Annotated in this window: 21 protein-coding genes; 18 read left to right on the top strand and 3 right to left on the bottom strand. The window is 30.8% G+C overall.

Features of this window, described 5'->3' with window-relative positions; translation table 11 throughout:
* Positions 1-108: 108 nt before the first annotated feature.
* From CCK98_RS18970 to CCK98_RS18935, 9 genes are all read left to right on the top strand, one after another.
* Positions 109-540, top strand: coding sequence for a DUF4375 domain-containing protein (locus tag CCK98_RS18970; protein WP_179195861.1), 432 nt, complete (start codon positions 109-111; stop codon positions 538-540).
* Positions 541-698: 158 nt separating this feature from the next.
* The gene (locus tag CCK98_RS18965) at positions 699-1,115 is read left to right on the top strand and encodes a DUF4275 family protein (protein ID WP_088088000.1); all 417 of its coding nucleotides are present in this window, start codon (positions 699-701) and stop codon (positions 1,113-1,115) included.
* A 154-nt stretch (positions 1,116-1,269) separates the two neighbouring features.
* Positions 1,270-1,554, top strand: coding sequence for a hypothetical protein (locus tag CCK98_RS18960; protein WP_088087999.1), 285 nt, complete (start codon positions 1,270-1,272; stop codon positions 1,552-1,554).
* Between the two features lie 163 nt (positions 1,555-1,717).
* Entirely contained in the window at positions 1,718-1,882 is a 165-nt protein-coding gene (locus CCK98_RS35510) for a hypothetical protein (protein ID WP_179195860.1), read from the top strand.
* 140 nt (positions 1,883-2,022) lie between these two features.
* A complete protein-coding gene (locus tag CCK98_RS18955) occupies positions 2,023-2,319 on the top strand; it encodes a hypothetical protein (protein WP_088087998.1) in 297 nt (98 codons plus the stop codon).
* A 170-nt stretch (positions 2,320-2,489) separates the two neighbouring features.
* Positions 2,490-3,248: a hypothetical protein gene (locus tag CCK98_RS18950; RefSeq protein WP_088087997.1), complete on the top strand. Its 759-nt coding sequence runs from the start codon at positions 2,490-2,492 to the stop codon at positions 3,246-3,248.
* An 84-nt stretch (positions 3,249-3,332) separates the two neighbouring features.
* Positions 3,333-3,686, top strand: coding sequence for a hypothetical protein (locus CCK98_RS18945; protein WP_088087996.1), 354 nt, complete (start codon positions 3,333-3,335; stop codon positions 3,684-3,686).
* Positions 3,687-3,940: 254 nt separating this feature from the next.
* A complete protein-coding gene (locus CCK98_RS18940; RefSeq protein WP_088087995.1) occupies positions 3,941-4,300 on the top strand; it encodes a hypothetical protein in 360 nt (119 codons plus the stop codon).
* A 179-nt stretch (positions 4,301-4,479) separates the two neighbouring features.
* Positions 4,480-4,953 carry an SMI1/KNR4 family protein gene (locus CCK98_RS18935; protein ID WP_179195859.1) on the top strand — a complete coding sequence of 158 codons (474 nt, stop codon included), beginning with the start codon at positions 4,480-4,482 and terminating at the stop codon, positions 4,951-4,953.
* A 119-nt stretch (positions 4,954-5,072) separates the two neighbouring features.
* Here CCK98_RS18935 and CCK98_RS18930 read toward each other — a convergent pair whose 3' ends face one another.
* Complete coding sequence (locus CCK98_RS18930; protein WP_088087993.1) at positions 5,073-5,489, bottom strand: DUF3888 domain-containing protein; 417 nt, start codon at positions 5,487-5,489, stop codon at positions 5,073-5,075.
* A 236-nt stretch (positions 5,490-5,725) separates the two neighbouring features.
* Here CCK98_RS18930 and CCK98_RS35505 point away from each other — a divergent pair, with 236 nt between their 5' ends.
* From CCK98_RS35505 to CCK98_RS18895, 7 genes are all read left to right on the top strand, one after another.
* Positions 5,726-5,869, top strand: coding sequence for a hypothetical protein (locus CCK98_RS35505; RefSeq protein ID WP_166263055.1), 144 nt, complete (start codon positions 5,726-5,728; stop codon positions 5,867-5,869).
* 442 nt (positions 5,870-6,311) lie between these two features.
* On the top strand, positions 6,312-6,494 hold the full coding sequence (locus tag CCK98_RS18925; protein ID WP_088087992.1) for a hypothetical protein: 183 nt from the start codon (positions 6,312-6,314) through the stop codon (positions 6,492-6,494).
* A 37-nt stretch (positions 6,495-6,531) separates the two neighbouring features.
* Positions 6,532-6,738, top strand: coding sequence for a hypothetical protein (locus CCK98_RS18920; protein ID WP_088087991.1), 207 nt, complete (start codon positions 6,532-6,534; stop codon positions 6,736-6,738).
* Between the two features lie 564 nt (positions 6,739-7,302).
* A complete protein-coding gene (locus CCK98_RS18910; RefSeq protein WP_088087989.1) occupies positions 7,303-7,578 on the top strand; it encodes a hypothetical protein in 276 nt (91 codons plus the stop codon).
* A gap of 161 nt (positions 7,579-7,739) precedes the next feature.
* A complete protein-coding gene (locus tag CCK98_RS18905) occupies positions 7,740-7,979 on the top strand; it encodes a hypothetical protein (RefSeq protein WP_088087988.1) in 240 nt (79 codons plus the stop codon).
* Positions 7,980-8,231: 252 nt separating this feature from the next.
* A complete protein-coding gene (locus CCK98_RS18900; RefSeq protein WP_088087987.1) occupies positions 8,232-8,876 on the top strand; it encodes an alpha/beta hydrolase in 645 nt (214 codons plus the stop codon).
* Between the two features lie 324 nt (positions 8,877-9,200).
* Positions 9,201-9,734: a hypothetical protein gene (locus tag CCK98_RS18895; RefSeq protein WP_088087986.1), complete on the top strand. Its 534-nt coding sequence runs from the start codon at positions 9,201-9,203 to the stop codon at positions 9,732-9,734.
* A gap of 425 nt (positions 9,735-10,159) precedes the next feature.
* Here CCK98_RS18895 and CCK98_RS18890 read toward each other — a convergent pair whose 3' ends face one another.
* Positions 10,160-10,663: a hypothetical protein gene (locus CCK98_RS18890; RefSeq protein ID WP_088087985.1), complete on the bottom strand. Its 504-nt coding sequence runs from the start codon at positions 10,661-10,663 to the stop codon at positions 10,160-10,162.
* Between the two features lie 1,260 nt (positions 10,664-11,923).
* Here CCK98_RS18890 and CCK98_RS18885 point away from each other — a divergent pair.
* Positions 11,924-12,979 (top strand): TniQ family protein, encoded by a 1,056-nt coding sequence (locus CCK98_RS18885; RefSeq protein ID WP_179195858.1) that lies wholly within the window; start codon positions 11,924-11,926, stop codon positions 12,977-12,979.
* Between the two features lie 91 nt (positions 12,980-13,070).
* Here CCK98_RS18885 and CCK98_RS18880 read toward each other — a convergent pair whose 3' ends face one another.
* Complete coding sequence (locus tag CCK98_RS18880) at positions 13,071-13,541, bottom strand: helix-turn-helix domain-containing protein (protein ID WP_088087983.1); 471 nt, start codon at positions 13,539-13,541, stop codon at positions 13,071-13,073.
* 420 nt (positions 13,542-13,961) lie between these two features.
* Here CCK98_RS18880 and CCK98_RS37085 point away from each other — a divergent pair, with 420 nt between their 5' ends.
* On the top strand, positions 13,962-14,147 hold the full coding sequence (locus CCK98_RS37085) for a Mu transposase C-terminal domain-containing protein (RefSeq protein WP_373408540.1): 186 nt from the start codon (positions 13,962-13,964) through the stop codon (positions 14,145-14,147).
* The last annotated feature ends 42 nt before the right edge of the window (positions 14,148-14,189 follow it).

Genomic DNA, 14,189 nt, shown 5'->3' with positions numbered 1-14,189 from the left:
TGATGATCGCTGCTGCGGTCATTTTTTCTTGTTGAACTAACGGGGCAGAATAGTTGAATAAGACATTGTTGAAACTACTTAATAAATTTAACGTCGGGGATGAAAAAAATGGACAGATTAGCTTATGAAGAGTGGGAACAACTATGGAATCAATTATTTGATAAATATGAAGAAAAAGGTTACTTAAGTTTTAGTTCAGACGAAAGAATTTGGTTTAATGTAAGAGGCTTAATTGAAGCGATTGAAAATGGTGGTCTAATAAGTTTTTATTATAATTATGGTGCGGATTACCTTGATGATACATTGGAAGATTTGAAAAAAATAGATGCAATTGAAGTTGTTCATTTGTTACAAAAATTGAATGAGTTATTTCCAAATGGAAATCCACCAAAAGATATAGATGAACGTAATGAATTAATCGATTCCTGGGATGGACAGTACAATGACTTATTTGAGGAATTAGACAAGAAATTTTATAACGAACAACAAGAGACTCTTGAAATCAAGTTGGATAAGGTAGTAAAAAGATTACTTAATTGAAGTTAACGGGTACAAGCGTTAAAGATTTGGGCTGTTTTGGCAGTCCCTCTTCTTATTGCACTAAAGGACAGGATAGTTTAAGAACGGTATCAAAGGAAATTAAGTGTGCAAAGTGGAATATTATTTATACTTAATATTGTATAGAAAGGTTAATTGGGATGAAAAATAAAGAATTAAAGATAGTGGAAATACCAAAGTGGGGACACTATTTGCGTCAAAAATGGCGTGAAAGTTTTGCAAGCCATCTTTCAAAAGAAGAACAAAAATCGATTTATATGGACGAATTTTTGTGGTATCTATGTAGTGACGAAAAGGTAAAACGCCTTGAAAAGGAAAAGGCAATTGAAGCCTTTGAAAACCAATTAAAGAAAAAATGTACTATTTTTTATCAATTTACTGATGAAGCCTTCTTAGTTCAAAATGCCAAAACCCTCACAGTTAAAGATTTACCATATGAAGAAGACCGTTTTCATTATAGCGACATTTATATTATGGATTGGGATAATAAATGGACCTTTATTATAACTCACGAAACTGACTTAGGACTCGGACCGTATTTTATTCAGAAATCCTAAAAACAATCCTTTTTTTGAGATACTTCACTTAAAGTAACGGGTGCTTTACTTGAATAAAGAGTAAAGCCCTTTTTTATTAAAGTAACGAAGTAGAATAATTGAAGAACATTTTTGTTAGTCTAAAGAAAAAAGAAGATAAATTGAGGTAATAAAAATGTATGAATTTAAAGATGAGTTTGAAAGAAAAGAAAAAAAATATAAGATATACCTATATTTATTTATTATCTCTGTTTTAATAAATACATTCATTGACATTTTTGACTTGGGAATTGAAAAAGTTTCTGGAGTTCGCATAGTTATTAGCCTTTTATTTTATGGTGTTATCCTTTATTTTGGTTTGCGTAGAAAGTTTTGGGCTGAGGTTATGATTAAATTTTTTGTCTGGCTAAATATTATTTTATTGTTCCTCATTATTACTGTTAAAATTTTAGGGTTGTAGTTCAAATTAATTTTTAATGTTCTTTAACTAACGGGTGCATTACTTCAAGAAGGGGTAATGCACTTTCTTTTTGAGCTAACGTGGCAGAATAGTTCGATAAATAGTTATAATTTAAATTGAAAGTTTTTATTTTCTTTGGATATTAAATAGGAGGTTTTCTTCTTTGAAGAAAACAAGCATTTCTTTGGTTACATTTGCCGTAATTATTACAGTATTAAACCAGTTTATTTTTCCAAATTTCTTCGATGTGGAACCTAATAGTTCAGGCACTGGGTTATCAATACTTTTTTTGGCTGCTGCACTATTACATCATCTGAGGGAAAAATAATAATATAGGCTTATTTTCTTGTTTAACTAACGGAGCAGTTTAGTTTAATAAGAATTCAAATAAAAACAGTATTTTATAGTAAAATGAATCTAAGGTTTATGTTCATTTATAGTTTAATAAAATACTAAGAGGCGATGGTGATGTATTTGTTATACACTTATTGGTATGTATTTATTTTAATTGCAGTGGTAATAAGTGGTGTATTTTTAATTATAAAGGGAGACTCAAAGAAGTCATTTTTTTTAATTTGTTCAGGTGTGAATCTAATTATCACTCCATTTTCCTTTTTTATAGGTGCTTTTGCAACAGATGCTCCTGATAGTGATATGTATGACTTTTTGAAAGGTTTTTTATTTGTTCAGGCGATACCACTTGTGCTGCTTATTTTTAGTATTCTGAGAATATTATTGATTTCGAGAAAATCCAATGAACAGTAGTATTAACTTATCGGTTTTCTTATTAAACGGGGGCAAGAGTTTAGGATCGTATCTGTCATTTATGGCAGCTTTTCTTGTTCCACTAACGTGGCAGGTTAGTTCAAGAAGAAATTTTTCATCTAACCGTTGAAATATTACAGAAAGTTATACTTAAATTAAGGAGTGTTAGTATGGGTGCCTGGGGAGTAGCTATATTATCCGATGATATAGCCGAAGATGTAAGCTTTAGATATAAGGATTTATTAGGTGATAATTATTCAAATGAAGAAGCGAGTAGAATTGTAATTGAAGAATATCTGAATGAGTTAGATGATGAAGAAATTACAGCTTTTTGGTTATCATTCGCATTAATACAATGGAAATTAGGAAGACTTCAAGAGGAAGTTAAAAATAAAGCACTTCAAATTATAGATAGTGGTTCTGACCGTGAACGTTGGGAAGAAGACCTTAAATTAAAAAAGAAGCGTGAAACTGTTCTTCTTAAACTAAAAGAGCAATTAAATTCTCCACAACCGCAGGCTAAAAAAGTACAAAAGAGATTTGTATCGGATACTACTTTAAAAGCAGGCGATGCCATTAGTTATCAGTTACTGTCAGGTGACTATATTATCCTTAAGGTGATTGGCATTATCGAAGAATGGACTGGAGATAAATATCCTCTTTTTGAAGTATGTGATTGGAAAGGTAAAGAAATTCCTTCAAAAGAAGAAATTAATGACTTAGAGTTAAAAAAAGAAACTTATACAAACGGAACTCAAAAGTTGAATAAAATTGCAATATTTTCTTCAGGAAAAAGGGATGACCCAACCAAAAGAATCAAATTAATTGCAGATGGCGTAAGGATAATATTGGATATGGAAACGCCATATACTTTAACAGCTTGGAAAAGGTTTGATGAACATATAAAAACCTACTACAACTTTGAATAGTGAAAAGACCTGAAAACTCAAATTCGTTTTTGCCTTAATTGTTCAGTTTGGTGTTTTACTATTACAACTCAAAATGGAGGAAAAGTGTTAGAGTTTAGGGAACCACAATATCCAATGAACTTTTATGACGTTGAAGTTAAGCTTTTTAATAAGCATTTTCATATATTACTTAATGAACACTATCCCTATCTGGCTTGTGCTACAGTTGTAGAATTTGGAAAGATAAAATTTATTGATGTGCCCGAACTCTTTCAACAGTTTATCTCATTTTATAAAGTATTGGATGTCAAGGAACTAAATGAACCTTTAGTTTTAAAACTGGGGTCTAAAAAGGGAATCCTACAAAATGATAATTATTTAAATAGTGCTGAGTTGGAACAATTAGCTTATTGGAAGCCAGAAAGAATTGGTGAAGCCATCTTTAATTATTGGGATTAGTGTCGGGTAAACCAATTTTTCTTGTTTAACTAACGGGTGCGATTGTTCAATAAGGGCAGTCGCTTTCCTTGTTCCACTAACGATGCAGGATAGTTGAAGAATGGTATTTGAGTTATAATTGTATTGGTAGTGGATGGAGGTATCGAAATGAAACTTATTTTATTAGAACCTGAAGTGGCAGGCGAAATTGGAGAGAAAACTATTTTTTCAACTAATACATATACAAATGGAATGAAGGAAATATCTTATCAATTATGAGTTCCAAAGTTGGCTTGGTGATGAATTACTCGAATCAACCCCCTGTTTCATTGTTACAGAAAACCTTGCAAACCTCGATTCAAAGCAGTGAATTGAATGGATACTTGTTTAATAAAGTTGAGGTAACTGTTTCTGATTTGTTTAAAGAACTTTATCCTAACGAAATCCTCCCTAATTTTAAACGGTTAATACCGATAGGCAAAGTTTTTGTTGAGAACCATAAATATTCTGGCTGGTCCCAAGAAGACTTCTGTTTGTCACAAAATTTAGAATTAGTAGTATCTACGAATGCGTTTGAAGTTATAAACAATCACAAGTTAAATTATTGTGATGTATTTGAACTCAACAAAGATTAAGCATTTCCTTATTAAGCTAACTGGGTGCTTTTGTTCAGGATGATGTGATCGCTGCGGCGGTCATTTTTTTCTTGTTGAACTAACGGGGCAGTTTAGTTCAACAAGAATTATTTGATAAGAAGGATTTTATTGGACTCAATCGAACTCTAAATAGATAAATTGAAATGGGAGTATGGAAAATGACAAATAATGAAATAATTACCGAAGCTAAGAGGCTTGTAGAAAGAATTAAGTTAAAATATCCCGATTTTGTTGGCAAAACGGCAACCGAAAGTGATTTAGCAAAATTAGAAAAAGAACTTAAAATAAAATTGCCAGAATGGTATATCGAATTATATACAACCGTCCCTTTAATAGATGCAGAGTTCGGAATCCAAGAAGATGAACCTGATGAGGATTATGATGGGGTTTCATATATTATATGGGGAGGTGTGGATGACATAATTGATGAAAGCACTAAATATGAACCTGGAATATCGGTATTAGAAGATGGATATGTTTTTTCAGCAAGTTGTTCCCACGGAAGCGGTGACCCTATATATATCAAACTAAGTTCAAAGCAGCTAAGCGTATTTCGAATATACCACGATGATTATTCTAAAAATCAATTAGCAGATGACCTTACTTCTTTGTTTAAGAATGCAATAATCTAACCAGTTCGGTACTACCCATCTTCTTCAACTAACGGGTGCGATTCTTCCATAATGAGGATCGCTTTTTCTTTATTCAAATAACGAAGCAGAATAGTTCTAAAGGAGATATAAGTATGCAATTATTCTGGTGGATATTTATATGTAGCTAAGAGAGTATGATTTATCAATTTCACCTCTTGACCATAAGAAATTCTATAAGTCATTCGGTCCTTCCCTATTGAAACCCAGTGTCCACCATCGGTAGGCTCAATTTCAAAGGTAATGTCCAATATAAAGCCACGGAAACCATTTACTCTTTTTGTTTCAATAACTTCAATTTTCCAGGGAGCAATAGAAGGAGAGAAATCACTAAAAATCTTTGGATAATAATAGTTGTGTAAATCTTTTTCAATATAAGAGGAAAGTAGGTTCATAAGCATATCCTGTAACCTAAGCTCTTTAGAGTCTTGCGTTGGTTTATATGATAAGGCAATTGTTGTTTGAAAACAAAAGATAAGAAAAAGAGATATGATAAAAGCGATTGGTATCTTCTTCATTTTAAATACACCTCTGTACGTTTTAATCTAATTAATTGTATTGTTACCTTTTCCTAATAAGGTATGTGCTTATTGAACTAACGGGTGCAAGAGTTAAATATGGGACCGCTTCGGCGATCCTTTTTTTCTTGTTCCGCTAACGGGCAGGTTAGTTTAATTAAGACCAATTAAGTATTACAAAAATATCCAAATTGGATTATTATTAATTTAATATATTAAATGAAGAAGGTGTGGGAATGGATTTACTAGTTGGTTTTTTAATATTTGCTGGTATTTTTGCGTTATATGATGCCTTAAGAAAAGTGAATAATAATATCTTGAACCAAACAGAAGAAATAAAAAAATTACGTGAAGAATTAGCAAATAATAATAAAAATTAATATTTCCTTCTTCAACTAAGGGGGCAATAGTTCCTTAAAGAGCTGGTATTAGTAAACATTATTCCTGGACTGGGCTAATAAGTAAATCAATAGAATAGGTTGAAATATGGTGTTGCACAATATATCTTAAGGGATGAATCTTTAATTGGGATTTATCCCTATTTTTTTTATGGAAAAGACTAAGACACTTTACCACAACAATCCAAAGGGTTTACTGCGACATATTATTTTTGCTGTAAATTACATTAGTCACAGTTAAAAAAACACTGTTGATTTTCTTTGAAAGTTTTTTTATATGGACAAGTTTATGGTTTACTTGGAATATTTTAGGGTATTATAATATTAGAACAAGTGTTCGTTTTGTTATACTTTGAATAAATTCCGATTAACTTGGAGCGAGAAGATATAACATTTTTAAATTTTTTCTTGGGAGGTGTTAAAGGTGGATTCAAAGAAAAAAGATTCAAATACTTACCAGGAGGGCTATCGTATTGGTTTTCAGGAAGGACAGCAGCTGTTTAAAAGCCAACTTATTAACCGAATGATGGAGAAGGATTTGATACTGAGAGAAATAACCTCTATTTATATCAAAGTATCAGAAAAGACCGGTAACGTGAAAACATAGGAAAAGGTGATATTTAATATCCAGAAAGGAAAAAGAGATGAAAAAAGAAGATGATTTAAACATTAATGATTTCGATTTTGATAAGCTCTTCAATAACGCCGAAATGTTTTTTTATAAAGGTAAAGACAGAGATATTATATATCCTCCAAAAACTGGTCCGGAAATCGCTTTTATTAGGGAGTTGAGTGAGAAATGTATGAGTGGAAAGAAAGAAATAAAAAAGGGTTCAAGAGGTTGTAAATAGGCCTGTACAGGCTTTCTAATCAAAGAAATGGCATTGATTAGATTAAATCAAGAGTTGCAGGAAGGAAAAGAATTAGAGGTAACCGTAGATCGCTATGGGTATACTTTTTATCGTGAAAGGAAAAGACGGAGCAAAAAACTAATGAAGAATAAAATAAGGAAGTTGAAGATGAATGTGCCAATACAGATACACTACATATCATATGATAATAAAATCTCAAGAGCTGGAACATTTCCATTAGAAGACATAATCCTGAAAAAGTGGATTATGATTTTTGGTAGTGGATTAAGAAAGAGCATCCATTTGAGGTTGTTTTAGAAAAGGTCATTATTAGCGGAGATCAGGATATCACAGAAATGGTAAAGGAAGTCGAAAAACAAGATTGGAGAAATATTGAGGATAATAGGAATTTGTCATTTTAATCCCTCTTTATTAGAGGGATTATTTTTATTAGTTTATATTATCTTGTTCAACTAACTATGCAGTTTAGTTGAAGAAGAATTGAAACATTATTGGATTGGAAAACGTATAGAAAAGTGAAATTATAAGAAGGAATTGAGGAAAATGGATGCTTTGGTTATTGGATTGTTGTTTCTAATTCCAGGAATAATCTTTTTCATATGGGTCTTGTTAAAATATACGGAAGAGGAGCATTGGAAGGAAGTTAAGAAGTGGAAATGGATAAGAAATGATACCTATGCTTCTTGGGCAGAACAGGATATGATTCTTTTTCACAAAATTGCGAGTAAATCGTACATTATTACAAAAATAATTCTTATATTGTTATCACTTATTCCTGTAATAATCGGTGTATTCGCTTTATGGGTCTATTTTTCGTAGATCTACTTCTTGCTTCTTTTAATTAACGGGCACGATGCTTTAGGCATCAGTTTTTTTGTTCAGCTAACGCGTCAGTTTAGTATAAGAAGATAAAATGTTATAAAAGATGAGAATACTTATATATATTGAGAGTAATAAAATGATTGTGAGGTCTTGCTTAAATGGAAAAAGACTTTATTGAGATAGGTTCAAAAAGAATCCCATTATCTGATATTAAAAGTTATGAAATCACAACTGAACAGCTAAAAAGAACATATACAGAGAAAAAGAAACGCAATTGGTTTGTCCGCATAATTTTACTTTTTACAAACCCTGGATTTGTTAATGAACCAAAGGAAGTTGTAGTAAGCCGTCTAATTCCTTTTGATATACTTATTATTAAAACTGTTCAGGGAGATTAATACGGGTTCTCTAAAAATGAATATGTATTTGATATTCAAGAAAAAGTAAGGGAACTAGACAATTATTTATAATAAAGGGTTAAAGTCTTATTAGGCTAACGGGGGCAAGAGTTGAAGAACGGGGCTGCCGTTGCCGCAGCTTTTTCTTATTGTGCTAACGTGGCAGGTTAGTTGAACAAGAACTTCATTTTGATTTCTCATATTCAGCAATTTAGTATTAGAATAAAAGTAGTATGCTTAGGGGGAATTAGTATGAAGGTAAATCAAAGAACAGCAGTTATTAATGCAAAAGAAGTTCCATACACACATATCGAAAATGAAAACAAAATTGTTTGCTTTATGTTTTCTGGGATGGGTTACACATATGAGAAACCTATACTTTATTATTCAACAATGACAATGCTTCAGAATAACTATGATGTTGTTCACATTCATTACTCTTACGGACAGAATATATTTAAGCTGCCCCTTGAAGAAATAACAACGATTATATCTAATGAGGTAAACCCCATCGTTACCGAGATACTTGCAAATAATCAATATGAAGAAAAGTTATTTTTAGGTAAATCACTTGGTACAATCCCTATTATCAATGAATTTATGAAAAATAATATGTTTATGAATTCCAAAATGATTCTGCTTACACCCTTATTAAAATTTGATTCAATTTTTGAGACGTTATTAACCAGTAATCATTCAGCATTTATTACTATCGGAGAAAAAGACCCTCACTACATCCCTGATAAAATCCAATCAATTGAAAATAAAACAAACATAAAAATCCAAAAAGTGTCTAACGCTAATCACTCATTAGATATGGAACCATTTGATACCTTAATGTCCATCAAAGCTTTGGAAGAGGTAATGAGAAGTTTAGGTGAATTCTTAAAAGAATAACTCTTGTTGAACTAACGGGTACGATTGTTCAATAAGAACAGTCGCTTTTTCACTGATTAGGCAGGACAATGAGGCAAAGGAAATTCTCTTTTCAACAAGGTTATTTAGCAGCATCGTGTCGGTGTTCAAATATCCAAAATAATCTTTGTATAAGTTAGTTTAATTAATAAATTTTCAAGCTATAATTTAAAAAATAGGCGGCACCTCATAAAGGTATCTTTTTTTTATTTGTTAAAACAAATTTAGAGGGTTTTTTATTTTATTAGGAGATATAATCTTAAAGGATAAAAACCTGGAAAATTTAAATAAAAAGGTGATATTAAAATGACACATACGATATTGTTAAAAAACATAGTTTATATGCCAGATCCTGTATGTTATATCCTTAAATCGGATATTTTTCCCATTAAAGTAAGCGATCTTCATTTAGGAGATAGTTTTGAAACTTATGATGATATAACAGATGATGGTTATCCTGTAATTGATTCATCATTAATAGTTGATACCTATATTCATTATCAAAAAGTCAATAAGGGTATCCGAATCGAATTTGGGCGAAGGTTATCATCCTCCTTGATAGAAATAGAGGGAGATGAGGAGTTTGGTTTGTATATTAGAGAATATATGGATTTAGAGGCAAAAATCATTTCTAAAAAGGATGATTTAAAATTAGAGGAATACGAAAATAGTGAATCCACTCTTAGTATTCTATTTTCCTTCGAAATAAGAGAGACTAATAACATTTTAATTAAAGACGTAATCGAACAAGCGGAATCATTAGTATTATCAATAGAGAAGGAAGTATTAGAAGAGTATAATAAATGGTTTGAAAAATCCTTTTCTTCAAATCTACACTAAATGGGAGAAGGTAAGTGGCAAAAAAACTATAATATTTAATTTTTGTTCTTTCACTAACGGGTGCTTTACTTGAATAAGAAAGAGGTGCTAGGACCTATAATGGTCCTTTTTTATTTTCGTTCATACAGAACTTATGTTCGTATATGATGATTATGAGGTGATGACCGAAATTGTAATACGCGACCGCGGTAAAATTAAATGGCAGCCGCTTCATTTATGCAGGGAGCATTTGCAATGACACGCGAGATGTTTAAGGATCAGCAACGGCAAAAAAAAACGTAAATCGACGAGTATGAAATGAAGAAGTTTGACCAAAGCATCGCCTACTTAATTGGGTACAAGATGGTACTTATGTAGAAATGAATAGTTCAAGGGTACCTAAAGAAAAAATGTTAGAAATTGCAAGGTCAATGAATTAACGTTCTTCAACGAACAGGTCCAAGAGTAAAAGACGGGGATCGCTGCGGCGAGTCCTTTTTTGTCGTTTTGCTAACGGCAATCATTAGTTCAATAAGAAAAATTTCATTAATTTTGCATTTGAACAAAAATTTGCAACAAAAAAGAAGGGAAAAATCCCTTCTAGAAACGGATTTATTGTTGAAAAACAAATTGTTCCCTGTACTTTCGTGAATTGTCATTTTTTCGCTTTTCTTTGTCCAAGTGACAATTACCTTTAACTCAGTTGCCTTAGTATATAAAGGAAAGTTTTGATGCTGAAATGATGGATTCAAATTATCGTGTTCATAATCAACAGTGAATAATTCGAATTGTGTTGTTGAATTAGGTTCATCCCTATATGCTTCAACTCTAACCATTTTATTATCTTTGTCACCAATATTTTTTATGTCAAGACTGTAAACATTATATAATTCTGGCTTTGTTGATTTGTTAAGGTTTGGGTCATTGCTGGCAGCTTTACCAACAACCACTTCCTTGAAATAATGTATAGAGAAGAATACACTCAAGAAGAATTGGAAAATTTGAAAATTGACCGTATTAAAAGAAAATCAACGACCGTTTTACGATCATACTCCCGAAAGGATCTCGAACTAAATGAGACAAATCAAACATTGTTTCAATCTATTCAGAAATTAATATAGAAATTATCGGGATGTGATTGTTCTACGTGGAATAAAATGAATTGTCAATCAAGGAAATTATAAACTGAAAAAAAAGAAGGTCAGGCTCTCTCCTACCACTGGGGAATAAGGGCTTTACATACGCTGCCGACGAATTAGCAAACATTCGATACAGTTTAGAACTTGTATATAAAGAAACAGGAAGTGAAGGAGTGAGGGCTCAATTAATTGATTCAGCTTATAGTTATCAGTTTGTTAGTATGAATTCTTGGCAAACAGCAATGTATTACGTTTTTGGCAGAAAGTGAATGGTTTTGCCAAAACATATTAGAAATTTAACAATCAGAATTTAAGACTACAATTAAAGTTTTGTTAACCTATGAAGTAAAACAATGGTTCCAGCTTGATCACATTGTTTATACGATTACAATAAATCTTTTGTTATTTTTATGAATTTTATAGGACAAATAAAAAGTATGGACCAATTTTGGCTCAGTTTAACACGCTTGGGGACCAAGCGAGTTAATTAAATTGTTATTTTTACTTGTTTTTTCTTTCCAATTCAAACTGATTTTTTATTTTATTTTCTACACATTAGGAACTACTTAAATGTGTGCAATTTATGCTTTATTAATTTTACCTTCACTATACTTCAAAATTATTGGGTTGGTGTGCAGAGGCAAACTCGAAAAATTGAAAAAAATCCTCAAAAGCTACAGTACTATCAGAAACAGTTAATCAGACTTTTAATTTCAATTTTTCTGTTGGGAAGAAAAGTGGTTATCAAATTATGTATAGTTTCTGAAAATTCCGTAAACAATATATGTAAATAAAAGTTTCTGACCACTAGCTTGAAAGAGGTATAAAGAAATTAATGACTATAAAAAATAGAAGTGAATTATATAACCCTGCCCCTCTAGGTAAAGGAACACCTTATATTGAATCATTGAGTAGTTATGTTGCAAGACTTTCGAATTATCATTGCATTTATCCAAAAATACTATTAAAAAAAAAATCAGTCCTTTAATAATAAATGATTATCCTGAAATTGTAAAAAGATTCGAAGACAAATTTTACTCTTTTTCATTTGCGATGAATGGGACAGGAAATATGGCAAAAGCCTTCATTGACGTAATCAGTATGTTGACCACTAGAAATGATATAACACATACAACTATGTTCAAATTTAAAGATTTAATTTCAAACCGGCATTTATTTCGTGAAAACAAAGTTTGGTGTACTGAATGCATCAAGGAAATGTCATTAAATGATGAAGTATATGACCCATTAATATGGAATATTAAATTGGTTAAAATTTGTCCAAAACATAATACCCTTTTGTCTGATATTTGTTGGAATTGTAAGAATCAGAATCATATAATTTCTGCACAGACAATTCCCGGATACTGTTCAATTTGTTTTGCCTGGTTAGGTGAGGGGTGTGTTGATGAATATGAAAATGTACTTTATCAAAAACAGTCACAATTTGTAATTGAATTGTTAAAATGGAGTGAACAATACGAAAAAGTTCCCGTTACGACTAAGAACTTTATGGAAAGTCTTAATTATATAATAGAAAAAGTATTTAATGGCCATAAAGCTAAAGCAGCTTTAGAATTGGGGTATAATTGGAAGACCTACAATAATTGGCAAACGGGTAAAAGTATGCCGCCTTTAAATGTATTGGTTAATATTTGTATATTTTTTAATTTAACAATAGAACAATACTTTACCGTGCAGAATGAAGAAATTCCATTAATTTATAGACCGGATATAGATTTATTAATGAGAGATAGCAAAGAGAAAAAAAACATTGATCAAAATAAGCTAAAAGAAGTGTTGGATAACATAATTGATACAGAAAGTATTGTTACACTAAAAAGCATTGGAGAGATGTTTGGATGTTCAGACGCACTATTAAAACATTATTTTCCGTCAGAAAGTAAATTTATAGTAGAACTTTATAAAAAAGAACAGGCAAAAGGCCGTAAAGAAAGATTTAACTCTTTAGAAAAAAAGATAGAGGATACGTTTTTTTATCTACTTAAAGAAGGTCAGTATCCTACTTACAATAAGATGAAGGATATGGTTGGAAGCCACGTTCTCCTTATTCCTACAGTACATCAAAAGTATAAGGATTTAAGAATGGATTATGACAAGATTTAATCTTTTTGTATATAGGTGAAAATTCAATAATTTTAGTAAATTTAACACCCTAGAGCTCCGCATTTAATTTGTAGGTACTTTAAGTAATTTGTTAATTGTTTTTCAAAAAGTCGTATTCGACTCCCTGTTCCTTGATTATTTTATTTCTAGAGTAATTACAATCTATACACAATGTTATTAAGTCATCCAATGTAATTTTATAAAGAGGTACGTTAGGATCAACTAATACAACCTCTATCTCTTTTGACGGAGCTTTTACACCACAAATTTGACAAGTACGGTTGTATTTTATTAGTGCTAGGTATCGTAAATCGGGTTCAATTTTATCATTCAACTTTTTACTACTTGGAATCGGATATCCGGCTAAATGTAGTAGTTCATTCTCGTCACAAAATAGAGCTTTAGCAATTTTTGAAATAGTTTCCTTTGAAGGAATATGTTCTCCTCGTTCAATTTTACCAATTTGGGAAAAACTGATTCCAGATATTTTTTCTAGATCTTTTAAAGTTCTCTTTTGCTCTTTACGACGATATCTGATAAATGTTCCCAGTTTAATATCCATTAGAATCAATTCCTATTTATATTTTTTCTGTTATTTAAAGATTAACTAATAAATATATTATTTTCAATCCTATTTATTGGTTTTATTTACATATGAAACAAAAAAAGTTTGAATATTAAAAAATATTTCACAAAAAGATATATTTTAGGATAAGGTTATTCTTAATAGTGAACAAACGAGCTTGAGAAAATATAAAATTTTTCAATAAAATTGTCTTAATTCGACAAAATTCAGACAACTTTACAATTATACTTATTTAAAATACTCCTTATTTTAGTTAGTGGGAGTAATTATCTTTAAAAGGGGAGAGGGAATAAAAATGTACAAGAAACATCAGGTCTTAATGAATTGGATATTAAAGAATCATTATTTAAATGTTAATTATCCAAGTAACCAAGTACACATAAGGGGACTGCTAGAATTGAGTTAAATAAGGGATTAAAAATAAATGGGTTGTTTTATATGAATAATCTTTTTAATAATCAAAATTATGATGGTAAAGTTGTTCCAATAAGATATGATCCAATTAATATAGATATTGCGTATGCCTATTTAGAAAAAAATTGGATTACACTTCATTCTTCGAATGAAAACGAAAAAGATTAATGTCTTGGAAAGGAAATGACAGTCAATAAACACAAAAATATT

Origin of the sequence: Bacillus sp. OV166 (genome assembly GCF_900177675.1) — a bacterium.
GTDB lineage: Bacteria > Bacillota > Bacilli > Bacillales > Cytobacillaceae > Neobacillus.
This window is presented reverse-complemented; position numbering and strand designations above follow the sequence as displayed.

Bases quoted from the DNA above. Each gene is read 5' to 3' on its own strand.
- CCK98_RS18970 (WP_179195861.1), top strand. From the start codon at position 109: ATGGACAGATTAGCTTATGAAGAGTGGGAACAACTATGGAATCAATTA.
- CCK98_RS18965 (WP_088088000.1), top strand. From the start codon at position 699: ATGAAAAATAAAGAATTAAAGATAGTGGAAATACCAAAGTGGGGACAC.
- CCK98_RS18960 (WP_088087999.1), top strand. From the start codon at position 1,270: ATGTATGAATTTAAAGATGAGTTTGAAAGAAAAGAAAAAAAATATAAG.
- CCK98_RS18955 (WP_088087998.1), top strand. From the start codon at position 2,023: ATGTATTTGTTATACACTTATTGGTATGTATTTATTTTAATTGCAGTG.
- CCK98_RS18950 (WP_088087997.1), top strand. From the start codon at position 2,490: ATGGGTGCCTGGGGAGTAGCTATATTATCCGATGATATAGCCGAAGAT.
- CCK98_RS18940 (WP_088087995.1), top strand. From the start codon at position 3,941: ATGAGTTCCAAAGTTGGCTTGGTGATGAATTACTCGAATCAACCCCCT.
- CCK98_RS18935 (WP_179195859.1), top strand. From the start codon at position 4,480: ATGACAAATAATGAAATAATTACCGAAGCTAAGAGGCTTGTAGAAAGA.
- CCK98_RS18930 (WP_088087993.1), bottom strand. From the start codon at position 5,489: ATGAAGAAGATACCAATCGCTTTTATCATATCTCTTTTTCTTATCTTT.
- CCK98_RS35505 (WP_166263055.1), top strand. From the start codon at position 5,726: ATGGATTTACTAGTTGGTTTTTTAATATTTGCTGGTATTTTTGCGTTA.
- CCK98_RS18920 (WP_088087991.1), top strand. From the start codon at position 6,532: ATGAAAAAAGAAGATGATTTAAACATTAATGATTTCGATTTTGATAAG.
- CCK98_RS18910 (WP_088087989.1), top strand. From the start codon at position 7,303: ATGGATGCTTTGGTTATTGGATTGTTGTTTCTAATTCCAGGAATAATC.
- CCK98_RS18905 (WP_088087988.1), top strand. From the start codon at position 7,740: ATGGAAAAAGACTTTATTGAGATAGGTTCAAAAAGAATCCCATTATCT.
- CCK98_RS18900 (WP_088087987.1), top strand. From the start codon at position 8,232: ATGAAGGTAAATCAAAGAACAGCAGTTATTAATGCAAAAGAAGTTCCA.
- CCK98_RS18895 (WP_088087986.1), top strand. From the start codon at position 9,201: ATGACACATACGATATTGTTAAAAAACATAGTTTATATGCCAGATCCT.
- CCK98_RS18885 (WP_179195858.1), top strand. From the start codon at position 11,924: ATGGCAAAAGCCTTCATTGACGTAATCAGTATGTTGACCACTAGAAAT.
- CCK98_RS18880 (WP_088087983.1), bottom strand. From the start codon at position 13,541: ATGGATATTAAACTGGGAACATTTATCAGATATCGTCGTAAAGAGCAA.